The 22,736-nt window shown below is 68.2% G+C and carries 20 protein-coding genes; 4 read left to right on the top strand and 16 right to left on the bottom strand.

Translation table 11 applies throughout. The features are described from left to right. Positions 1-165 precede the first annotated feature (165 nt). The 7 genes from ACFW3F_RS22495 to ACFW3F_RS22465 form a co-directional block, all read right to left on the bottom strand. Complete coding sequence (locus ACFW3F_RS22495; RefSeq protein WP_388061384.1) at positions 166-1,902, bottom strand: ABC transporter ATP-binding protein; 1,737 nt, start codon at positions 1,900-1,902, stop codon at positions 166-168. Then, positions 1,899-3,803 (bottom strand): ABC transporter ATP-binding protein, encoded by a 1,905-nt coding sequence (locus ACFW3F_RS22490; RefSeq protein ID WP_388061382.1) that lies wholly within the window; start codon positions 3,801-3,803, stop codon positions 1,899-1,901. The genes ACFW3F_RS22495 and ACFW3F_RS22490 overlap by 4 nt, the downstream gene beginning before the upstream one ends. A gap of 61 nt (positions 3,804-3,864) precedes the next feature. Continuing rightward, a complete protein-coding gene (locus tag ACFW3F_RS22485; RefSeq protein ID WP_388061380.1) occupies positions 3,865-4,548 on the bottom strand; it encodes a TetR/AcrR family transcriptional regulator in 684 nt (227 codons plus the stop codon). An 87-nt stretch (positions 4,549-4,635) separates the two neighbouring features. Continuing rightward, on the bottom strand, positions 4,636-6,165 hold the full coding sequence (locus ACFW3F_RS22480; RefSeq protein ID WP_388061378.1) for an aldehyde dehydrogenase family protein: 1,530 nt from the start codon (positions 6,163-6,165) through the stop codon (positions 4,636-4,638). Positions 6,166-6,329: 164 nt separating this feature from the next. Then, positions 6,330-7,487, bottom strand: coding sequence for an acetyl-CoA C-acetyltransferase (locus ACFW3F_RS22475; RefSeq protein WP_388061376.1), 1,158 nt, complete (start codon positions 7,485-7,487; stop codon positions 6,330-6,332). 37 nt (positions 7,488-7,524) lie between these two features. Continuing rightward, positions 7,525-8,340: an SDR family oxidoreductase gene (locus tag ACFW3F_RS22470; RefSeq protein ID WP_388061374.1), complete on the bottom strand. Its 816-nt coding sequence runs from the start codon at positions 8,338-8,340 to the stop codon at positions 7,525-7,527. Between the two features lies 1 nt (position 8,341). Further along, on the bottom strand, positions 8,342-9,613 hold the full coding sequence (locus ACFW3F_RS22465; protein ID WP_388061372.1) for an acyl-CoA dehydrogenase family protein: 1,272 nt from the start codon (positions 9,611-9,613) through the stop codon (positions 8,342-8,344). Positions 9,614-9,656: 43 nt separating this feature from the next. Here ACFW3F_RS22465 and ACFW3F_RS22460 point away from each other — a divergent pair, with 43 nt between their 5' ends. After that, a complete protein-coding gene (locus ACFW3F_RS22460; protein WP_388061370.1) occupies positions 9,657-11,240 on the top strand; it encodes a FadD3 family acyl-CoA ligase in 1,584 nt (527 codons plus the stop codon). A gap of 14 nt (positions 11,241-11,254) precedes the next feature. On the opposite strand, the gene lysS is transcribed toward ACFW3F_RS22460, so the two are convergent. The 3 genes from lysS to ACFW3F_RS22445 form a co-directional block, all read right to left on the bottom strand. Beyond that, positions 11,255-12,823, bottom strand: a complete 1,569-nt coding sequence (gene lysS, locus ACFW3F_RS22455; RefSeq protein WP_388061368.1) for a lysine--tRNA ligase — start codon at positions 12,821-12,823, stop codon at positions 11,255-11,257. A 60-nt stretch (positions 12,824-12,883) separates the two neighbouring features. Next, positions 12,884-13,348, bottom strand: a complete 465-nt coding sequence (locus tag ACFW3F_RS22450) for a rhodanese-like domain-containing protein (RefSeq protein ID WP_388061366.1) — start codon at positions 13,346-13,348, stop codon at positions 12,884-12,886. A 160-nt stretch (positions 13,349-13,508) separates the two neighbouring features. Next, complete coding sequence (locus ACFW3F_RS22445; RefSeq protein WP_388061394.1) at positions 13,509-14,651, bottom strand: FAD-dependent monooxygenase; 1,143 nt, start codon at positions 14,649-14,651, stop codon at positions 13,509-13,511. Between the two features lie 82 nt (positions 14,652-14,733). Here ACFW3F_RS22445 and ACFW3F_RS22440 point away from each other — a divergent pair, with 82 nt between their 5' ends. Then, entirely contained in the window at positions 14,734-15,204 is a 471-nt protein-coding gene (locus ACFW3F_RS22440; protein WP_388061392.1) for a TetR/AcrR family transcriptional regulator, read from the top strand. A 15-nt stretch (positions 15,205-15,219) separates the two neighbouring features. Here the strand turns inward: ACFW3F_RS22440 and ACFW3F_RS22435 are convergent, their stop codons facing one another. Continuing rightward, on the bottom strand, positions 15,220-16,185 hold the full coding sequence (locus tag ACFW3F_RS22435) for an alpha/beta fold hydrolase (protein WP_388061364.1): 966 nt from the start codon (positions 16,183-16,185) through the stop codon (positions 15,220-15,222). 60 nt (positions 16,186-16,245) lie between these two features. Here ACFW3F_RS22435 and ACFW3F_RS22430 point away from each other — a divergent pair, with 60 nt between their 5' ends. Further along, positions 16,246-16,833 carry a TetR/AcrR family transcriptional regulator gene (locus ACFW3F_RS22430; RefSeq protein ID WP_388061362.1) on the top strand — a complete coding sequence of 196 codons (588 nt, stop codon included), beginning with the start codon at positions 16,246-16,248 and terminating at the stop codon, positions 16,831-16,833. A 14-nt stretch (positions 16,834-16,847) separates the two neighbouring features. Here ACFW3F_RS22430 and ACFW3F_RS22425 read toward each other — a convergent pair whose 3' ends face one another. The 4 genes from ACFW3F_RS22425 to ACFW3F_RS22410 are packed head-to-tail and all read right to left on the bottom strand — an operon-like array spanning position 16,848 to position 20,147. Further along, positions 16,848-17,651 (bottom strand): type III pantothenate kinase, encoded by an 804-nt coding sequence (locus ACFW3F_RS22425; RefSeq protein ID WP_388061360.1) that lies wholly within the window; start codon positions 17,649-17,651, stop codon positions 16,848-16,850. Positions 17,652-17,668: 17 nt separating this feature from the next. Continuing rightward, positions 17,669-18,109 (bottom strand): aspartate 1-decarboxylase, encoded by a 441-nt coding sequence (gene panD, locus ACFW3F_RS22420; protein WP_388061390.1) that lies wholly within the window; start codon positions 18,107-18,109, stop codon positions 17,669-17,671. Positions 18,110-18,111: 2 nt separating this feature from the next. Then, complete coding sequence (panC, locus tag ACFW3F_RS22415) at positions 18,112-19,059, bottom strand: pantoate--beta-alanine ligase (RefSeq protein ID WP_388061358.1); 948 nt, start codon at positions 19,057-19,059, stop codon at positions 18,112-18,114. 23 nt (positions 19,060-19,082) lie between these two features. Further along, positions 19,083-20,147, bottom strand: coding sequence for a Rossmann-like and DUF2520 domain-containing protein (locus tag ACFW3F_RS22410; RefSeq protein WP_388061356.1), 1,065 nt, complete (start codon positions 20,145-20,147; stop codon positions 19,083-19,085). Between the two features lie 292 nt (positions 20,148-20,439). On the opposite strand from ACFW3F_RS22410, the gene ACFW3F_RS22405 reads away from it, so the two are divergent. Beyond that, a complete protein-coding gene (locus tag ACFW3F_RS22405) occupies positions 20,440-21,822 on the top strand; it encodes a protein kinase (RefSeq protein ID WP_388061354.1) in 1,383 nt (460 codons plus the stop codon). 27 nt (positions 21,823-21,849) lie between these two features. On the opposite strand, the gene ACFW3F_RS22400 is transcribed toward ACFW3F_RS22405, so the two are convergent. Beyond that, positions 21,850-22,635 carry a hypothetical protein gene (locus ACFW3F_RS22400; protein ID WP_388061352.1) on the bottom strand — a complete coding sequence of 262 codons (786 nt, stop codon included), beginning with the start codon at positions 22,633-22,635 and terminating at the stop codon, positions 21,850-21,852. Positions 22,636-22,736 lie beyond the last annotated feature (101 nt).

Here is a 22,736-nt window from a genome sequence, read left to right as displayed (position 1 = left end):
CCCCACGAAGGGTCTCGCAACGTGTCTCACCAGGCCCTTCGAGGCTCGTCGCTTGCGCTCCTCGCACCTCAGGGAGCAGGGGTTATGCGGTTCTTCGGGCTAGGGAGCATCGGGAGGCTCGCATCTCGGGGAGCGGGGTCAGGCCGCCTCAGGGAGCGCAGCCGCCTACGCCGACGGCGTCAGAGTCCACCCCGCGGCAGCTGTCCGCTGGTTCCAGAACTCGGTGTAACGCCCACCGCGGGTGAGGAGTTCGTCGTGGGTCCCGATGTCGTCGACACCACCCTCGTCGTCGAGCACGACGATCTGGTCGGCGGCGATCACTGTGGACAGCTTGTGCGCGATGACCAGCACCGTGCTCTGGTCGGCGAGGCGGCGGATGGATTCGGCGACGTGCGACTCGTTCTCGGGGTCGAGCGCGCTGGTCGCCTCGTCGAAGAGCACGATCTGCGCGTCCTTCAGCAGGGCGCGGGCGATCGAGACCCGTTGCCGCTCACCGCCCGACAGTGCCGAACCGCCTTCGCCGACGACGGTGTGCCAACCGTCGGGCAGCCGGTCGACGATCGAGGTGACACCTGCGGTCTCGGCGGCGGCGCGGATCTCGTCGTCGGTCGCGTCGGGGCGCCCGAGTTTGATGTTCTCCCATAACGTGTCGTCGAAGAGGTACACGTCCTGGAACACCTGCGACAGTTGGCCCATCAGCGCGCCGGGCTCCTGCTCACGCACGTCGACGCCACCCACCTTCACGACGCCGCCGTCGACGTCGTAGAACCGCGCGATGAGGCGGAAGATCGTCGACTTGCCCGAGCCCGACGGCCCGACGAGCGCCGTCATCGTGCCCGGACGCGCCCGCAACGAGACGTCGCGCAGGACCTGCGACCCGGTCTCGTATCCGAAAGCGACACCCTCGAGTTCGACGGCACCCGGCTCGGTGATCGATGCCGGTTGATCGGGTGCGGGCATCTGGTCGGTGTCGAGAACGCCGGTGATGCGGTTGATCTCGTCGGTGGACATACGAAGGGTCGAACCCAGTTCGGCGAGTTCGCCGATGGGTCCGAAGAATCGCGCCGCGAGACCGAAGACCGCGATCAACAGAGCGGGTTCGATGTGGCCGGCGACCGCCAGCCACGCACCGAGCGCCAGCACCGCACTGAACACGACCTGCACCGACAACCCGTTCAGCAGGATGCCGAGGATCGAGCGCCAGAGCATCGACTTTCCCACGCGTGCTTGCTGTCCGAGTGCCTCCGCCAGCGGCGCGTGCGCCGAATCGGAATCGCCGAACGCCCTGAGCACCGCCTGGCACCGGGCGAACTCGAGAACCCGGTTGTTGACCTTGACGGCTTCGGCGCGCTTGCGTCCCTCGGACTTCGCGAGGAACGAACTCGACAGCTTGCCGACGTACATCAGGAGCAGCGTCCCGACCACCATGAGAAGACCGATGCGCCAGTCGAAGAAGCAGATGCCGATGACGACCACGACCGAGCTGACCGTGTTGACGACGACCGGGGTGATGTAGTGCGCACCGGTACTGCCCACGAACATCGTTCCCTTGACCGCGATCTGGGAGACGTCGCCCACCCGGTCGCGGGTGAACCAACCGAGAGGCAGCGTGACCATGTGATCACCGAGGCGGTGATGCAACATGCGCATCGCGTAGAGCGCCATCGTCATGCCCTTGAGCGACTGGACGTAGGCGCTCACACCACAGATGATCACGAGGATCGCCAGCGGCCACAACCATTTCGCTGCTGCGGCGAGATCACCGGTCAGCAGGTGTTCGACAATCGGGACCAAGGTGAGCATGGCCAGTCCCTGCGCGACGCCGTAGACGACCACCCAGGTCAGGAAGACGACCATGCGGGCACGTTCGGAACCCAGGATCGTGTAGAAGCCGCGGATCATCGTGCCACCTCGTTGCTCGCGACCACGCCGAGCGCGATCTCTTCGTCCTGCCTGGTGGTCCCGGCCTCGTAGGCCGCCCACATCGTCGCGTACAGACCGCCGCGGGCGACCAGTTCGTCCTGGCGTCCCTGCTCGACGACCCGGCCCCGATCCAGCACGACGATGTTGTCCGCGTGCGTGATCGAGCCGAGACGGTGGGCGATGACGAGAACCGTGCGCCCGACCATCAGCGCGCCGATGGCCTGCTGGATCTGCGCCTCCGACTCCGGGTCGGCGAACGCGGTGGCCTCGTCGAGCACGAGGATCGGCGTGTCCGCGAGCAGGGCCCGCGCGATCGAGACACGTTGCGCCTCACCGCCGGAGAAGTGTGCACCGTCGCCCACCACGGTGTCGTAACCGTCGGGCAGTTCCAGGATGCGCTCGTGGATCTGAGCGGCGCGGGCAGCGCCGTACACCTGCTCGTCGTCGGCATCCGGCCGACCGAGGCGGATGTTGTCGCGCACCGACATCGTCAGCAGCTGCACGTCCTGCAGCACGAATCCGACGTGGCGGTAGAGCTCGGTGGGCGCGATGTCGCGGACGTCGACCCCGCCGATACGCACCGCTCCGGAATCGGGATCGCCGAAGCGGGGCAACAGCGTCGCGAGCGTCGACTTGCCGCTTCCCGACGGGCCGACGAGCGCAGTCACGGTACCTTCGGCCAGCTCGACGCTGACATCGTCGAGCGCCTTCACACCCGACGGCACCCCGAGACGCGGTGGGTAGGTGAAGTGCACGTTCTCGATCCGCACGTCGTGCCCGGCGGGCACCTGCGGGCTCGCCGGGACGACCAGCTCGGGCTCGGCGAGCAGCGCGGCGATGCGCAGCGCGGCGGCCGAGGCCTGCTGACGGGTGTGGACCGCGGTGGAGACGGTCAGCAGTGCCGTCGGCAGCACCATCGCGATCAGCGTCGACCCGACGAGTTCGATGGGCTGGACCCAACCGTTGTCGACGAGCCAGTACCCGACACCGAGATTGACGAGCAGGATCAGCGGCGCACTGATCAAGACCGTGGTCACCGCCTGGACGCGCAGCATGGGTCCCATGTAGCCGGCGAAGTCGTCGTTGAACTCGTCGGCGGCGTCGACGAACCGCCGGTGTGCCTTACCCGTCTGCCCGAAGGTCTTCACGACGGCCACACCCGAGATGAATTCGACGATGGTGGCGCTGATCCGCGCCACACCCTTGTCCATCTTCTCCATCTCGGTCGTGAGGTCACGAGCCATGTAGGAGTAGGTCAGCGCGTAGAGCGGCACCGTGGCGACGGCGAGGAGCCCGAGACGCCAGTCCAGGTAGAAGCAGTAGATCAGGGCGAAGATCGGCGAGAGCATCGCGGCCGTCGCCTCGACCGTCGCGTGGGCGACCAGGTAGTGCAGGTCCGCGACGTCGTTCTGCACGGACTTGCGGACCGCACCGGAGCTGGTGCGGCTGAACCAACCCAGTGGCAGGCGACCGAGCTTGTCCGCGATGCGGATTCGAAGTTGCGCCTGGAGATCCAGGTCGGCGAAATGGGTGATCGCGAGAGCGAGGAAGCTGAACGCGGCGCGTGCCCCGAGTCCGGCGACGACCAGCCACACGACCAGCCACACCCGGCCTGAATCGACCGGCCCGGGTTCGAGAAGGATGCGCCCGAGTTCGACGATGCCGATGAACGGGACCACCGTCGCCGCCGAGGCGATCACCTGGACGAGTTGGGCGAGCAGGGTCCGCGTCTTCACCGGGGCCAGGATGTCGGCGAGAGCGGCCGCCTTCGCCTTGGACTCCGCTCTGGCCTGAGCTCGCGCGGCCTTCGGATCGTCGGGCTCGGTGCCGGTGTCGGAGACTGCTGCCGGCGCGGCCACATCGGTTCCGCCAATTGTCATATGCGCACAATAACGGCCGGACGCTGGGGAAGGAAAGCTACCCTAACTTCGAGTTCGGTTGTCAGCGCGGGAGGATGCCGTCGAGAACCACCGACAGATACTGATCGGCGATCGAATCGACCGACATCGAGCCGCCGGGCCGGTACCAGCGCACGGCGACCCACACCGTGTCGCGCATGAACCGGTAGACGAGTTCGACGTCGAGGTCGGCGCGGAACTCCCCGTCCTCGACGCCACGCTGTAGCACCGACTGCCACAGTTGCCGGAACTCCACGTTCAGTTCGGAGATGTAGGTGAAGCGCTCCTGACCCGACAGGCGCTTGGCCTCGTCCTGGTAGATCGCGACCGCGTTGCGTTCGGCGTCGATGGACTCGAACGACGCGATGACGAGTCCTCGCAGGGTCTCGGTTGCCGACTTACTCGACGCGGCGATCTGCCGGTACCGGGCGAACAGGTCGTCGAGAAAACTCCGCAGGATCTCGTCGACCATCGACTCCTTGGAGTCGAAGTGGTGATACAGGCTTCCGGAGAGGATGCCGGCGGCGTCGGCGATGTCACGCACCGTCGTCGACCGCAGGCCCTGTTCGGCGAACATCCGCCCGGCCGTCGCCAGCAACTCGTCCCGGCGGGATGAGCGGGCCGGCGACTCGCTGCGGGCACCGCCGGTGGCCTTGGTGCCCGAGTCGACCGGGGTCCCCGCGGCCCTGCCGTTCGCGTCGATCCTGGTCTGACCTCGTGGTGACAAGCGCATCCTCCTGAGAGAGTCTGCGCTCATCCTAGCAAGCGCTTGGCCGGGACCGTCGGAAGACGATCCCGGCCAAGACCCCGCAGATTACGCGCCCAGGCGCTTGCGAACCTTCTTCATCGCGCGGTTGTTGAAGAACTTCCACAGCTTGAGCTGGTTGTTGGTCAGCTTGGTGTCCTTGGGCAGGAACGGAGGCGACATCATCTCGGCGACGCTCACCGGCAGCGTCGAGAACGCGACGGCCCGGGCGTGACTGAACGTCTCGAAGCCGGTGTGGCCGTGGTATCCGCCCATCCCGCTGTTTCCGACACCCGCGAACGGCAGTTCGCCACTGAAGAGGTGGATGGCGAAGTCGTTGCCGTTGATCGAGCCGCTACGAGTGTTGTCGGCGAGCTTCTGGAACCGCTCGTTCTGGTCGCCGCACCAGTACATGGTCAGCGGATGCGGGTGCGAGCCGATCTGACTGATGACCTCGGACAGGTCGCGGTAGGGGTACACGGTCAGCACCGGACCGAAGACCTCGTCCTCCTCGATCTTCATGCCCGCCTTGACGCCGGTGAGCAGCGTCGGCGGGATCTTGCGGCGTTCGGCGTCCGGCAGCGGCTCGCCGCCGGGGATCACCTGACGCTTGGTGGCGCCGAGCTGCTCGGCGTCGTCGATGAGCCCGAGGATGCGGTCGTAGTTCTTCTGATTGATCGTCGAGGTGAACTGATCGTTGTCGATGATCGTCGGGAAGTTCTCGGTCCACCGCGCGACGACCTTGTCGGTGAACTCTCCGAGCTTGCTCTCGGGGACGAAGACGTAGTCCGGGCACAGGCACACCTGGCCACCGTTGACCATGCGGGCATCGGCGAGCATCGTCGCGGCCTTGTCGATGTCGGCGTCGACGTCGACGACGGCCGGGTTCTTCCCGCCGAGTTCGAGGGTGACCGGGATGAGATTCTTCGCGGCCTCCTGCGCCACCGAGGCACCCACCCCGGGCGAGCCGGTGAAGAACATGTGGTCGACCTTGAGCTTGGCGAAGTCCGAACCCGAACCGTGCTTCGAGGTGGCGACCGCCAGTTCCTCGATCGAGAAGTAATTCGGTGCGTGCTTGGCGATCACATCCGTGGTCTTCGCGGTCACCGACGACGGCCGCAGGAGGACCCGGTTACCGGCGGCGAAGGCCGAACCCGCCGGCACGATCGTCAGCTGCAGCGGGAAGTTCCACGGCCCCATGATGCCGACGACACCCAGCGGGTCATGGCGGATGCTCTGCTTGTATCCGAGTAGGCCCTGGATCTTGGCGACCTTGGACTCGGCCATCCAGTCCTTGACGCCGCGGCGCTGATGAGCGAGGTCGATCATGCAGCCCGCGACATCGGCGGCCAGCGACAGCTCACGCGGGCGGGAACCGAAATCCTCGGCCAGCGCGGCGGCGATCTCGTCGGCGTTGTCGAGCAACAGCGCCGCCAGTCGGGTGATGCGGTCGATGCGGGTGTCGGCGTCGGGGATTCCATCGCGCAGGAACGCCGCGCGTTGGATCTCGACCAGTTCGGTCAACGTGTGCGCTTCGGACGAGACGCCACGCGTCGCGTTCGTCGCGCCGGTGCTGGTGTGCTCAGCAGGCTTGGTCATCGAGATCCCCTTAGCTAGGTCGTGCGTCACCTGACATGCGGTGTGTTGGAACGAAAGCGTCCGCCTGTCCCACACAATAGTATGCGCCACGTCACACCAACTTGTGGGCACGCGTGTTGTCAGAATGGTACGACCCCGGCGACGAAACGTCGAGGGGTGAACTCTCAGCCGAGCCGCTCGATGATCGTGACGTTGGCGGTCCCGCCGCCTTCGCACATCGTCTGGAGGCCGTAGCGGCCACCGGTGCGCTCGAGTTCGTTGAGGAGGGTGGCGAACAGCTTGGCGCCGGTGGCGCCGAGGGGGTGTCCGAGTGCGATGGCGCCGCCGTTGGGATTGACCTTCGCGGGATCGGCGCCGGTCTCCTTGAGCCACGCGAGCACGACGGGCGCAAACGCCTCGTTGATCTCGACGACATCGATGTCGTCGATGGACAGGCCGGTCTTGCCGAGCGCGTACTTGGTGGCCGGGATGGGTGCGGACAGCATCATGACGGGGTCGTCGCCGCGCACCGACATGTGGTGGATGCGGGCGCGCGGGGTGAGGTTGTGTTCCTTCAGCGCACGCTCGGAGACGACGAGGGTCGCCGAGGAGCCGTCGGCGATCTGGGAGGCCACGGCGGCGGTGAGGCGTGAACCCTCGGCGAGGACCTGCAGGCCGGCCATCTTCTCCATCGACGTCTCGCGCGGGCATTCGTCGACGACGCAGTCGCCGAGCGCGATGTTCTCGTTGTCGAACTTGCCGCCGGCGATGGCCGCCCGGGCACGCTCGTGTGACTGCAACGCCCAGCGCTCCATGTCCTCGCGGCTGATGTCCCACTTCTTGGCCATCATGTCCGCGCCGAGGAACTGTGAGATCTGCGAGTCGCCGAAGCGTTCCTGCCATCCGGCGGATTCCGCTGTCGGCGTGGTGAATCCGAACTCCTTGCCGGAGATCATCGCCTGCGAGATCGGGATGGCGCTCATGTTCTGGAGGCCGCCGGCGACGACGATGTCCTGCGTGCCGCTCATGACACCCTGCGCGGCGAAGTGGATCGCCTGCTGGCTGGAGCCGCACTGGCGATCGACGGTGGTGCCGGGCACCTCGAGCGGGAGACCGGCTGCGAGCCAAGCGGTCCGGGCGACGTTGCCGGCCTGCCCGCCGATGGTGTCGAGGCAACCGAACACCACGTCGTCGACGGCGGCCGGGTCGATGCCGGTGCGCTCGACGAGGGCGGAGATGATGTGGGCGCCGAGGTCGGCGGGGTGGGTCTTGGCCAGGGAGCCGTTGCGCTTGCCGACCGGGGTGCGGACGGCGTCGACGATGTAGGCCTGGGGTGTGGTCATGGTCGGTGCTCCTTGAATCGGTGGAAGTGGTCGGCGGTCAGGCGCGTTGGCTGGAGATCGAGACGACCTCGCCGGTGAGGTAGGTGGTGTAATCGCTGGCCAGCATCGCGACGGTCGCGGCGACCTCCCACACCTCGGCGGCGCGTCCGTAGGCTTCGCGGGAGGCGAGTTCGTCGAGGAGGTCGTCGCTGGTGACCTTCGCCAGGAAGGGATGTTTGGCGATCGACGGCGCGATCGCGTTGATCCGCACCCCGACGTCGGCGGCCTCGAGTGCCGAACACCGGGTCAGCGCCATCACCCCGGCCTTGGCCGCGGCATAGTGCGCCTGCCCGCGCTGGGCTCGCCAGCCGAGGACGGATGCGTTGTTGACGATCACACCGTTGTGCTCGACCGAGCCGAAGTACCGCAGGGCTGCCCTGGTGGCCCGGAAGGTGCCGGTGAGCGTGATGTCGAGGACGCGATCCCATTCCTCGTCGGTCATCTCCGCGACAGGTGTCTCGCCACCGAGTCCGGCATTGTTGACCAGCACGTCGATGCGGCCGAGTTCGGTTGCGGCATCGGCGATCAGCGCGTCGACCTCCGCGGTGACCTGGACATTGCACGTGCGCTGGGAGACCGTGCGTTCGGGGAACTCGGCGGTCAGCTTCTCGGCTGCCTCACCGAGGCGTCGCTCGTGCCAGTCGCTGATGAGCACATCCGCACCTTCGAGCAGCGCGCGCCGGGCCGACGCGAAGCCGATACCCGTTCCGGCGGCGGCGGTCACCACGACCTTCTTGCCCAGCAACAGGTCGTGCCCGGCGATCTCGGCGGGCGGGGTCGCCAGCGGGGAGATACGTGTGTCTGCCTGCGTCACGTCAGCGTGCCTCTCGGGGTAGGCCGAGCACCCGCTCGGCGATGATGTTGCGCTGCACCTCGTTCGAGCCGCCGTAGATCGTGTCGGCGCGGGTGAACAGGTAGAGCCGTTGCCATTCGTCGAGTTCGACGTTCTCGGGGTCGGTGATGTCGTTGGCCTTGCCTTCCGCGGTCGCGGCCGGACCGATCAGCGCCGGCGCCCCGACGATGTCCATCGCCAGCTCACCGAGATCGCGATGCCAGTTGGCCCACAGCAGCTTCGACACCGACGCCGCGCCGGCCTGGGAGGTGACATCACCATCGAGCGTCCGCTGAGCATGTGCCCGCATCACCTTCAGGCCGATGTCGGCGCGAGCGAGTCGCGACGCGATCTCCGGTTCGTCCACCGCCCCGTTGGCTCGCGCGAGGTCGGCGAGATTGTCCAGCTCGCGGGCGAATCCGACCTGCTGCCCGAGCGTGGACACACCACGCTCGAACTGCAGCAACCCCATCGCGACTTTCCAACCATCGCCCGGATCGCCGACGATCAGGTCGGCGTCGGTCTCCGCGTCGTCGAAGAAAACCTCGTTGAATTCCGAAGTGCCGGTGAGCTGTTGGATCGGGCGCACGGTGATGCCCGGCTGATCGAGCGGCACCAGCAGGAAGCTCAGTCCGGCATGCCGCGACGATCCCTTCTCCGTACGCGCGATCACGAACACCCACTGCGCGACGTGCGCCAGCGAGGTCCATATCTTCTGTCCGTTGATGATCCACTTGCCCGGCTCGCTCGACTCGTCGAGCTGTGCGGTCGTGGACACCCCGGCGAGATCCGAGCCGGCACCCGGTTCGGAGTAGCCCTGCGACCACAGCTCGGTGACGTCGACGATGCCGGGCAGGAGACGCCGCTTCTGCTCGTCGGTGCCGTAGGCGATGAGCGTGGGCCCCAGCAGTTCCTCGCCCAGGTGGTTGACGCGTGCCGGCGCATTCGCGCGGGCGTATTCGCGGTGGAAGATGATGCGCTGCTCGAGAGTCGCCCCGCGGCCGCCGTACTCGACGGGCCAGCCGATGCAGGTCCATCCGGCGCGGGCGAGATGACGATCCCATTCGAGTCGTTCGGCAAAGAACTCGTGCTCGCTACCGGGACCCCCACGACCCTTCAGATCGGCGAAGTCGCCGGTCAGATTCTCGTCGAGCCACACCCGTACCGCGGCCGCGAACTCGGCCGCGGCATTCGGTGTCGACTTCGCCCATTCACCCAGGTCGACGGCACGATCGGCGAGATTCGTCGTGGTCATGGGCGCTAGCATAACGTACCAAGCAAGTGCTAGGTTGGGGCGCATGGCGCAGACCTCGCTGCTCGAGACTCTCCCCTCTCCCACCACACCGGCCGCAGTTCGACGCGCAGCGCAGACCTGGCCCGACCGTATCGCTCTCGTCGACGGTCAGTGGCACCCTTCGTCGCATCCGCGTCTCGAGTTGACCTGGGCGCAACTGCACGGCGTGGTCCGCGCATTCGCAGGCGCGTTGGTGGCGTCGGGGATACAGGCCGGGGATCGGGTCGCCATCTGGTCACCGAACAGCTTTCACTGGCCGGTCGCGGCCTTGGGAGTCCACTACGCCGGGGCGACACTTGTCCCCCTCAACACCCGCTACACCGCGGGCGAGGCGGTCGAGATCATCGAACGTTCCGGGGCACGTGCAGTCATCGTGTCCGGGGAATTCCTCGGCGCCGACCACGCGGCCGAACTCCTGCGCGACCACCGGGACTCGATGCCCGACCTGGTCATCCGGGTGCCGCTCACCCGCGGTGCCCCAGAGCCCGAAGGTGCGGTCGACTGGCACGATTTCCTCGAACGGGAGACCGCGGACGCGCTGGCCGACGCCGACCGTCGCGCCGACGCCGTATCGCCCGACGACATCTCCGACATCCTCTTCACCTCCGGGACGACCGGCAAGTCCAAGGGCGTGCTGGCAACTCATCGGCAGACCCTGACCGGTTCCTTCGGGTGGGGCGCGAACGCGGAGTTGCACCCCGGTGACCGCTATCTGATGGTAAACCCCTACTTCCACACCTTCGGATACAAGGCAGGCATCCTGCCGTGCGTCCTGTTCGGCGTGACGATGCTGCCGCTCGCCGTCTACTCGCCGGATCAGGCGATGAAGCTCGTGTCCGACGAACGCGCGACGGTCTTCCCGGGCGCACCCACGATCTTCCAGACCATCCTCGACGACCCGAAGCGTGCCGACCACGACCTCTCCAGCCTGCGCGTCGTCATCACCGGAGCCGCGATCGTGCCCGTCGTCCTCGTCGAACGCCTGCAGCAGGACCTCGGCGTCGACACCGTCATCACCGCCTACGGGCTGACGGAGGCGAGCGGGTTCGTATCGACGTGTACACCCACCGACGACGATGCGACCGTGGCCAACACCTGCGGTCGTGCGTTCCCGGGTATGGAGATCAGGCTCTCCGACGACGGCGAGGTGCTGGCCCGCGGTGACATGGTGATGGTCGGCTACCTCGACGACCCGGACGCCACCGCCGCGACCATCGACGCCGACGGCTGGCTGCACACGGGCGACATCGGGACCATCGACGAGCAGGGCAACCTCAAGATCACCGACCGTCTCAAGGACATGTACATCTGCGGCGGGTTCAACGTCTATCCCGCGGAGATCGAGCAGACCCTCGCCCGTATCGACGGCGTCACCGAGTCGGCGGTCGTCGGCGTGCCCGATGACCGCTTGGGTGAGGTGGGCCGGGCCTACCTGACGGTCCGCAAGGACGCCGGCCTCGACGAGGCGCAGGTCATCGCGTTCGCCAAAGAGCACCTCGCCAACTTCAAGATCCCCCGTTCGGTGATCTTCGTCGACGAGTTCCCCCGCAACGCGTCGGGCAAGATCCTCAAGCGCAACCTCACCTGACCCCCGGGATCTCGTCAGGCGCGGGGCTTCACCAAGGGGAACAGGATGGTGTCGCGGATGCCGAGGCCGGTGAGGGCCATCAGCAGGCGGTCGATACCCATGCCGGTGCCGGTGGTGGGCGGCATCCCGTATTCCATCGCGGCGAGGAACTCCTCGTCGAGGACCATCGCCTCGTCGTCGCCGGCGGCGGCCAGGCGGGCCTGGTCGGCGAAGCGCTCGCGCTGGATGACGGGGTCGACGAGCTCGGAGTATCCGGTTGCCAGCTCGAAGCCGCGCACGTAGAGGTCCCACTTCTCCACGACGCCGGTCACCGACCGGTGCGCGCGGACCAGCGGCGAGGTCTCGACCGGGAAGTCGCGGACGAAGACCGGCCGGTCGAGCTTCTCACCGACCATGTGTTCCCAGAGTTCCTCGACGAGCTTGCCGTGTCCGTAGCCCTTGTCCTTCGGGATCTCGAGGCCGACGCGTGCCGCGATGGCGAGCAGCTCGTCGACGGTGGTCTCCCCGTCGGCGCCCGCGGGGACGATCTGCTCGCCGAGCGCCTCGGACAGCGACGGGTACATCTCCAGAGCGGTCCACTCGCCGGACAGGTCGTAGGTGGAACCGTCCGGCATGGTCGGGGTCTGGGTACCCAGCGCCGCCTGCGAAACCTCTTGCACCAGCTCGCGGATCATGACGGCGGAGTCGTCGTAGGTGCCGTAGGCCTGGTAGGTCTCCAGCATCGCGAACTCCGGCGAGTGGGTGGAGTCGGCACCCTCGTTGCGGAAGTTGCGGTTGATCTCGAAGACGCGCTCGATGCCGCCGACCACGCAGCGCTTGAGGAACAGTTCCGGTGCGATGCGCAGGAAGAGGTCGATGTCGAAGGCGTTGGAGTGGGTCACGAAGGGACGCGCTGCGGCGCCGCCGTGGAGGGTCTGCAGCATCGGGGTCTCGACCTCGAGAAATCCCCGACGCCCCAGTGCCGCACGGAGTTCGGCGATCACCGAGATGCGGGTGCGGGCGACGCTGCGCGCTTCCGGACGCATGATGAGGTCGACGTATCGCTGCCGGACCCGCGTCTCCTCGTTCATGTCCTTGTGGGCGACGGGCAACGGGCGCAGCGACTTCGACGCCATCTGCCAGCCGTCAGCCATCACCGATAGTTCGCCGGTGCGCGAACTGATGACCTCACCGGAGATGAACACGATGTCCCCGAGGTCCACCTCGGACTTCCACCGAGCCAGCGCTTCTTCGCCGACGCCGTTGAAGCTGACCATCGCCTGCAGCTGGGTGCCGTCACCCTCTTGCAGCGTCGCGAAGCACAGCTTGCCCTTGTTGCGTAAGAAGATCACGCGTCCGCTGACGCCGACGTGTTGTCCGGTCTCGGTACCGGCCTCGAGGTCGGGGTAGGCCGCGCGGATCTCGCCGAGACTGTGGGTGCGCGGGATGGAGACCGGGTAAGCCTCACGACCCTCGGCCAGGATCCGCTCACGCTTCTCGCGGCGGATGCGCAACTGCTCGGGAGTCTGCTCGTCGGTCGCTTCGGGGGTGGCGGTGCTGGTCGGGCTGTCACTCACCCCACGCACCCTATCGGGGCCGGTCATCGACTCCCAACTCAACGCCTGGCCGTGATCGCGGCCACAACCGGGTCGTGCTGGGCGGGTTCAGCTCTCGTGCGCGGAGATGACGGCGAGATCGTCGGGGCTGATCCGGCCGTTGACCCGTGCCGACCGCATCCGGCGGTGCCCACCGACGACGAACACCGCACCCTGCACACCGCGCGCCTGGAGGTGCCAGGCGAGCCATTCGGCCTCGTGTCCGTCTTCGCTCACGAGAATCCACCGTGATTCGGGCCGGGCGGTGCGCAGCGATTCGGGGGTGTCGGGCGTGAGCCGGTCGAGCACCTCGACAGCATCGACGGCCAGGGCCCCGAACAATGCGCCGTCGAGCTGGCGGCGCCGGTGGGAGCGGACGTCGACGGGGGTGGCGCCGGCGGCGACCGCGGACGCGTAGTCCTCGACCCGCAGAGACAACGGAGCCGAAGGAGCCGGGGCGACGGTCGGCGGTGCGACGGCGAACACCGACGCGGCGGAAGAAGCAAGGGCAGGAGAAACAACCGAAGCGGTCATGAGAGACGTCCTGAAGTGATCGAGATCGAGCGGGGAGCGCGAAGTAGGGCAGCCGCAGACGCGGAACTAGCCCCGACAACACTCCTGACAGCTCATGATCACGGCGACGAGTATGCCACAGGCCCGTCCGGCGGACCAGACCCCGATCGGTCGACGATCGTCAAACCTCCGGCGGCGTCCACTGCTGCACCCGCTGCATCTGCGCAGTGAGGAGGGCGTCGGGCGTCATGCGCAGGGCCAGGTCACGCGCCCAGACGGCGGGCGCGGCACGCAGCTGTCCCACCCGGCCGATCATCGACGCCTGCCGAGCGATCCGCTGGGTCCGCGGCCGCCGAAGCCGGTCGTAGGCACGCAGCGCGTCGTCGAGACCGTCGCGACCGAACCGGGCGAGCAGGGCCGTGAGGGTGGCCGCGTCCTCCATAGCCTGGTTGGCCCCCTGACCCAGATTCGGGGTCATCGCATGCGCGGCGTCGCCGACGAGGACGCACCCGCACGGCCCGCCCGATCCCACGAAGGTCGGCAACGGCGCGGCGAGCTCTTCGATCGGCAGGTACCCGACGGTCGCCGGGTCGGTGGCGTCCAGCAGCTCGCCGATCGGGCGGTGCCACCCCGAAAACCGTTGCCGCACCTCGTCGAGTCCACCGTCGGCACCGTCCCCCGTGATCGACACCGAGGCGAACCAGTAGACGTGCCCGTCGGGCAGCGGCGCGATCCCGAACCGCGCCCCGGCTCCCGTTGTCTCGCCCGCGGCGTCGACCGTCACCGGGGTCGACGTGACGGCCCGCCACGCCGAGTATCCGCAGCGGCGGACGCCCGGGTCCTCGACGATCGCGCCGCGTACCCGGCTACGCAGGCCGTCCGCGCCGACGATCAGGTCGCAGTCACCGATCTCGGTTCCGTCGTCCAGCCGCACGAGACCGCTCTCGGGCGCGATGTCCCCGACCCCGGAACCCGTCCGGATGTCCGCGACGTCGGTCACGGCCCCGAGCAGGGCGGCGTGCAGATCGGTGCGGCGCACGACGCGCATGTCGGCCAGCGACGACGGATCGAACCGGCTGAGCCACCGACCGTCCGGTGTCCGGGTCCCACTCGCCGGCGGGGTCGGCGCCGGGGCGTCGCCGATCACCGACCGCAACCCGAGTGAGTCGAGCGCGCGGATTCCGTTTCCGAAGATGCTCAGGCCCGCTCCCCCGCCTCGCACCTCGGGAGCGCGCTCGACGACCGTGACGCGCGCACCGGTCGACGCGAGTCCCGCAGCTGTGCACAGCCCGGCGATCCCGGCGCCCACCACGACGACCTTCATGAGTTTCTTCTCCACATGGAGAAGAACGGTAGCAGATAAACTTCTCCGTGTGGAGAAATCAGCGAATGCTTCGACCCGCGACCTGCTGCTCGACACCGGCATCACCCTCATCGGCACCGTCGGCATCCGCCAGGCGTCCGCACGCGCCGTCGAGGACGCGGCGGGGGTGCCGCACGGAAGTGTCCGGCACCACTTCGGCGGTCAGAGTGGTTTTCTCGCGGCTCTCGTCGAACACGTCTTCGCCGGCGACCGGGCCGCCGACGGCGAGTCCACGCGCGAGGTGGTCGTCCGCTGGCTCGGCACCGACCGCGTCCGCACGAAGGCACGGTACGAGCTCATGCTGCTCGCGACACGAGACGAGGACCTGCGCCGAGCCATGGTCGGTCACCGGGACCGCTACGTCGACGGGCTCGTCGACGGCGGCCTGTCCCGCAGCGAGGCCCGGCAACTCGTCGCCGCTCTCGACGGCCTGGTCCTCGACGCCCTGCTACGGGACTCCGACGGTACCGACGCCGATCACGATCCCACTCCCCTGCTGCGTGCGTTCCACTGACATCGGCCCGTGGGCTCACGGTGTCCCGACGAGATCGTCGGCCAGCGCGCGCAGGTGGTCGGCCAGCTCGTCGACGCCGGGTCGTTCGACCGGGAAGTGACCACAGCCGGTCAGCAGGTGGATGTCGGTGCGGGCCCCGATCCGCTGCGCGAAACGCACGCTGACCGCCGGCGGCGTCCAGGAGTCGGCCGCCGGGTGGGCCAGCAGCACGCGCGGACCGCGATGATCTTCGGGAGCAGGCACCTCGTGGGTCATCAGGTCCGACAGAAAACCCAAGGACACCGACGATCCGGCACCCAACCGATCCTCGACGCACGCCCGGGACAGCGCCGGGTCGAGGCTCATCGCCGACATCGGCGCCACCCAGCGGATCGGGAACCGCACCCGCGCCAGAACCCCGGCCCGAGCGAGCACCGGCATCAGCGGGATGAGCCGCGCGAGCGCCGGCGTGCGCGCTACGGCGCGGCGCGCATCGGGATCGCCGGCCAGATCGAGCAGGCATGTGGCGACGACCGCGGCCACACGTCCGGTCCGGTTGGCGACCTCGTAGGCCAGCATGCCGCCGAGGCTCGCGCCCAACACGACGAGCGGCCGTGGGTCATCGTCGGTCTCGGCCACCACGAGGTCACAGACCAGATCGACCCAGTCCTGATAGCGAACCCGCCCGGGATCGACGACCCGCGTGCGCCCGTACTGCGGCAGATCGGGAGCGAGCACCTCGTACCCCTCGTTCGCGAGGATCGCGCCGAGCGGCCAGACCAGCGCGCTGTGGCCACCGCCCCCGTGTAGCAGCATCACCCGTAGCGGTGCCGAATTCCGGCGCGCCCGCAGGACGTGCACATCCACCTTCCCGCACGACCGGCCGGAACTCGACGACCAGGTCCACCAGGTGGATTCGGCCGCAACCCCCGCGGCCGAGGACCGCCACGGTTCGGGCAGGAAGCGAAGGTAGGATTCGGTGGTTCCGGGTTCGCGGGTCATGTATCCATCGTCGAAACCGCGCAGGGACCAGACAACTCGCATTCCACCAGGATCGAGCAGATGCGCAAACGGCCACGGCAGCAACGTTCTTCGTTCACCGTCGACATGATCCTCGAGGCGACCACTCAGCTTCTCGACACCGAGGGCGCCGAGATGACGACCAACCGTATCGCCGAGAAGGCCGGGGTCTCGGTCGGTTCGATCTATCAGTACTTCGGCGACAAGCAGGCGATCTTCGACGAACTCGCGTCACGCCACCTCGACGCCGCCGACCGGGCGATGACCGCGGTGCTCGACGACAACCCGGTCGGCTCATGCCCGTGGCCGGAGGTCCTGCACGCGGTGATCGAGGTGGCGGTGCGTGAGAACTCGACACACGGCCGCGCCCACGGGCGTCTGCGCGAGTTGGCCGACCCGGGGCGCCTCGCCACCGGATACACCGCCCTCGTCGAGACACTGATCGACCGGCTGAGCGCCCATCTCGTTGCCGACGGCTGGTCGGCGGAGTCCGCGGCCACCGACCTACGGCTCGCGTTTGCGGCCGTCGACGCCCAGGTACATCAGCTTGCCGGTACCGACCTGACCGGTCCCGAACTGACCGATCGAATCACGGCCTACACCGAAGCAGCGCTCCGCGCTCACCGCTGACGGCCGCTCGACCCCTACTTGCCGCGACGCGGATTGGCCTTCGCCCGTTCATGGACCAGGCGCAGGCCCTCCAGGGTCAGGTGCGGGTGATGGTCGGTGAGCGAACGACATTCGTCGAACATGAGGGGGGCCAGGTAGCCGGTCGCGACCACGGTCACGTCGTCACCGTCGAATCCTGGGACGGTGTCGCAGACGCGGTCGACCAACCCGTCGACCTGACCGGCGAAGCCGTACAGGATGCCCGACTGCAGCGCCTCGACGGTGTTCTTGCCGAGCACGCCGCGCGGCGGCATCAACTCGACCTTCCGAACGGTCACCGTGTGCTCGGAGAGCGCCTCCACGGCGAGATTCACCCCGGGCGCGATCGCCCCACCGAGGAACTCGCCCGACGCCGAGATCGCGTCGACGACCGTCGCGGTGCCGAACGCGACCACGATGCAGGGACCGCCGAATTCGTGATGGGCAGCCAGACAATTGGAGACCCGGTCGGTGCCGACCTCCTTGGGATTGTCGACCAGGAGGGGAACTCCGGTGCGCACGCCTGGTTCCAGCAGCACGTGCGGACCGCTGCCGAAGTAGCGCGGCACCATGACGCGTAGCTCGCGCAGCAACGACGGCACCGTCGACAACGCACTCACACCGGTCACCTGGTCGATGTCGTCGCCGAGCATGCCGCGAAACGCCCACGCCAATTCGTCTGCGGTGTAATGCGGGTCGGTGTGGATGCGCCAGTCACGCACGAGGCGTGCATGATCCCCGGCCCCGGCGTAGACACCGAGATGGATGTTGGTGTTGCCGACGTCGACGGTGAGCAGCATCGGAGCTCGGTGCCGCGTCAGCGAGAAGCGTCGGCGAAGAGCGGGCTGTCGAGGTGCCGCGGGTCGAGCAGACCCGACCCCTCGGGCACATCGGCCGGATCGTCGCCCGTCGTCACGATGCGGTTCTGCGCGTCGACGAACACGACGTTCGGCGAGTACTCCCGCAGCTCTGCCGCGTCGAGCATGCTGTAGGCGATGATGATGACGAGATCGCCCGGATGGACGAGATGTGCTGCCGCACCGTTGATCCCGATGACACCACTGCCGCGCTCACCGGCGATCGCATAGGTCACCAGCCGCGCACCGTTGTCGATGTCGACGATGGTGACCTGCTCACCCTCGAGGAGCCCCGCGGCGTCGAGCAGGTCGGAATCGATCGTCACCGAACCGACGTAGTGCAGATCGGCCTGGGTCACGGTGGCGCGGTGGATCTTCGAGGTCATCATGGTGCGCAACATGGTCATCGTCCCTCTGTGGTGGTTGTGGTGGCATTGGTCCAGGCAATTTCTTCTTCGAGCGCGGCGATCCCGCCGACTGCCACACCGACGTTGTCGATCAGGCGTGCGTTGCCGAGCCGGGCCGCGACGAGAAGGCGTCCGGGCCCCTTCTCCGGTGGTTCCTCGAGCTGGCGTCCGAGCAGGGCCAGGTAGTCGACCTCGATCTCCGGCACCGTGGCGAGAACCGCCCGCGCGGCGGCGAGAATGGCGTCGCGTCCACCTTCGGCCGCATGGGCACCGGCGACGAGCGAGGCCGAGAGCGCCGTCGCCAGCTCCCGCTGCTCCGGGGTGAGGTAGCGGTTGCGCGACGACATCGCCAGCCCGTCGGATTCGCGGACGGTCGGTACCCCCACGATGTCGACGTCGAGGTTCAGATCGGTCACCATCTGCTTGATGAGCACCAGCTGCTGATAGTCCTTCTCGCCGAAGAACGCCGCATTCGGTCCGACGATGTTGAGCAGCTTGAGGACCACGGTCAGCATCCCCGAGAAGTGCGTCGGTCGCGAGATGCCGTCGAGGATTCCCCCGGCCTCGCCGGGGTGCACCGTCGTCCGCGGACCGTTCGGGTACATCGACGACGCGGACGGCGCGAACACCAGCTCGACGCCCAGCGGCTCGAGCAGTGCGAGGTCGGCATCGAGGGTGCGCGGGTAGGCGTCGAGGTCTTCGCCGGCGCCGAACTGCAACGGATTGACGAAGACGGACACCACCACGACCGTGTTGCCCTTGGTCTTGGCGGCCCGGACCAGTTGGAGATGGCCGGCGTGCAGGGCGCCCATGGTCGGAACGAGCACGACGCGCTTGCCCGCAGCGCGCAGCGCCCGGGTGACGCGGCTCAGCGACGCAGGCTCCCGATGCACAGTCATGTGACCGGCCGAATAGGTGGGCTGTTCGTCGAGCGAGCCGCTCACGCCATCTCCTCCGCTTGCTGCTGTCATCGGTCCTCCAGTGCGTCGATCAACGCCTGCGGCGCATCGGTGTGGTCCGCGGCGCGTCGGGCGAGGGTGCGGTACGCGTCGGCGATGCCGTGCGGTCCGTCGCCACCGGGGACGGTGCGCAGGGCCGCCAGGTGGCGGGTGACCGCGGGCGCATCCCCGCGGGCGACGGGCCCGGTCAGCGCCGATGGACCGAGTTCCAGCACATTGCGCAACGACGCCGCGACCAGCGGTCCGAGGATGCGTTCGGCAAGGCGGTTGCCGTGTCCGTCGACGGTCGCGGTGTCGCGGCCGGAGTGATCGATCGCAGCGTTCAGTGCGAGGACCGCGTCGGAGATCAGGGCGATCAGGTGGTTGGCACCGTGCGCGAGTGCGGCGTGGTAGAGCGTCCGGTCGGCTTCGGCGATCCGTACCGGGTCGCCGCCCATCTCCAGGACCAGCGACGACGCGATGGCCTCGCCGACCGCATCGGCGGCGGTGATCGCGAAGCAGGCGTTGGTGAGGCGCGCGGTGTCGTCCTCCGAGCCGACGAACGTCATCGCGGGGTGCAGCGCGATCCCGAGTGCCCCGCGGTCGGTCACCGGCTGCAGTACGGCCACCCCGTGCGCACCCGCGGTGTGCGCGACGATCGTCCCGGGCCGGAGCGAGTCGGACGTCGCGATCTGCTCGACGACGGCGCCCAGATCGGAGTCGGGCACGCTGACCAGCAGCAACTCGGACCGCGCGACGACCTCGTCGAGATCGAGGATCTCGGAGTCAGGGAGCCGACGCGCCACTCGGCCGCACGACTCGGGCGAGCGGGCCACCACGGCACCGACCACGTGCCCGGCCTTCTCCAGGGCCTCGCCCAACGCCGTCCCGACGCGGCCGGCGGACACGAGGCCGACGGTCAGCCGGGCGGGTGCCGGCAGGTTGGTCATGCCGGGAAAGGGATCGGTGAGAGCGGACCCTGAATACGCGTCGTCCGCGAGGGCGTGACCAGGATGCAGACCATCGCCGAGGGCGTCGTCGCCACCGGCTCGCCGTGCCGACGGCATACCGGCATCACCGCTCGGTGAGGTCACCGCTGTCCTCCAGAGTGTCGTTCCAGTCCCGCCTCTGCCGGGATCGCCGGTCGCGTGAGCGGAACTCATCGCGGCGGCGTCGGCACGGGTACCAGACGTTGCAGAGCAAGAGTAGGTCCGACACCGCGGTCGGTGCCAACGTCTGTGACAGGTGTCACCTCGACGTCCGGTCGGGGCGGACCGGCGTCCTGTCGACCGAACGACAGAACCATCGATGACCTGCGCCGGAGCGGCGTAGTCTGAGGCGGCCACCGTCCGCGCCGACACGCCCCGAACACACGAAGGTCCGCCCATGAGCTTGGAACCGGGCACAGAGTTCGCCGGATACACGGTCGTGCGCAAGATCGGCGCCGGCGGAATGGGCGAGGTCTACCTCGTCCGCCATCCCCGACTCCCCCGCCACGACGTCATCAAGGTCCTGGCCGAACACGTCTCCACCGACCCGACGTTCCGCGCCCGGTTCACCCGCGAGGCCGACCTCGCCGCCCAGCTCGACCATCCCTGCATCGTCAGCGTCTACGACCGGGGCGAGGTGGACGGACGACTCTGGATCTCGATGCAGTATGTGCCGGGCACCGACGCCGCAGCCCTGCTGTCCACGACCCCCAGAGGACTCCCGCTCGCCGAGGTCGCGGCCGTGGGCGACGCCATCGGTTCCGCGCTCGACCACGCACACCGATCCGGACTGCTCCACCGCGACGTCAAGCCGGCGAACATCCTGATCAGCGCCGAGGAGTCCGACCCGGTGTTTCCGGGGAGCGCGCCGCAACAGCGGATCAGATTGGCCGACTTCGGCATCGCGCGGCCGACGGACGGCGGCGCCACCTCGCTCACCTCGACGGATCTGGTGATCGGCTCTTTTCCCTATTCGTCGCCCGAGCAACTCTCGGCCGCGGCCCTCGACGCTCGCAGCGACGTGTACTCGCTCTCGTGTAGCGTCTTCGAATTGCTCACCGGCACAGTCCCGTTCACCGCGCGCACTCCGGCGATGATGATCCACCACCACCTCAGCACGCCACCCCCGGAAGTGTCCATTTTTCGGCCCGATGTCCCGCGGGCGGTGTCCGACGTCGTGCGTGCCGGCCTGGCGAAGGATCGAGCGGACCGGCCGCCGTCGGCGGGAGCTTTTGCCGCCGAGCTCCGTTCGGCGATCGACACCACGGCGGTCGTCCCGGCACCGCCGCGACCCGACCGCACGATGCGCGCTCGCGCCCCACTGGCACCGACGTCCCGTCCGCCGCGGGTCCCGCTGCCGTCCGGGCCGCCACCCACCGCCCACGCGCCAACCGCCCATGCCTCCACCGCCGCCATCCCCGCAACCGGCGCGACGGCGTACTCCGGCCTTCCCGGACACACTGTCCCGCATCATGATCCGGAGTCCTCGACAATTCGCGCCTCGCGAGACCTCCCCGTACTGGACACGCCCCCGGCCGGCCCCGCGGCGCGGCGGACCACCGCGTCACTGGCGTGCGGGGTGGCAGCGGTTCCGTTGAGCGTCGTCGGCGGACTCGGCCTGCCGGTCGGTGTGGCCGGTTGGTATCTCGCCGGAAGAGGTCAGCCGGGTTCGGCCGGCCGGCTCGCCCAGGCCCTGTGCGCGCTCGCCATGGTGCTCAGCCTGGGATTCATCGTCTTCACCGTCGGAAGCGCGATGATCGATGCCGTCGAGACCACGTGAACCGTTGTCGCAGAGACGGTTCCGTCGCTACCACCGACCCCCGGGCCTGGACTGCGGCGGCTCCCGACCCTGCCGGGACAGCGCACCGAACACCGAATCGACCACCCACAGCGTCACGATCCCCGCGATGATGTCGATGACGTCGTCGAACGGCGACCGGAACCTCGGCGAGAACGGATCCAGCACCTGTGAGGCGGGGACGTTGAGCAGCCGGCCCGTTCCGTCGACGATCGCGTCGACGGGGTTCGACGCCCACCCCTCGTAGGCATTGATCGCCAACAACGCGATGACCGGGATCGCGAGCACCCACCAGAATCCACGACGCCGCGCCACCGACCACGCCACGATCAGCATCACGACGAAGGCGGGCATGTTCTCCGAACAGAAGGTGAGGATCGGGTACTCCCCCGACCGCACGAGGACAGGCACCTGCCCGCCCCAGAATCCGAGCGCCCCGACCGCGCCGATCACCACCGCGATTCCGGACCGAAGCGGGCTCCTGGCCCAGATCCCCAGCACGAGAACCGTATACAGCGGCATCAGCGCAGTAAGCGACCAGATGAGCAGCAGGCTGGCCTCGGGGCCGTTGGCCTCGAGGTTCGCGTAGTACTCGGGGAACGGAGTCCCGTCGAGCGGGTCGAAGGCGAAGAGCCACAGCACCGTCGGCCACCAGGCGATGACCGGTAGGAACAGGGCCGTGCTCACCAGTGATTGCTTGATCGCGGTCCCGCGGTCGGTGTGGCGGATCGCGGCCATCGTCGGACCGGACCCGGGCCCCAGACCGAACTCCCCACCAGCGAGCGTCTCGCTCATGAACGGATAGTAGGGCGATCGTCCAACTCGTATGTGCGAAACCGCGGCAACGTCACAGATATGACCCGAACGGATGACGAAAAAGCATGCGCGACTGATCG

It is taken from the genome of Gordonia sp. NPDC058843 (genome assembly GCF_042743165.1).
Lineage (GTDB): Bacteria > Actinomycetota > Actinomycetes > Mycobacteriales > Mycobacteriaceae > Gordonia.
The sequence above is the reverse complement of the archived record's forward strand: the minus strand, read 5'-3'. Positions and strand labels throughout refer to the sequence as shown.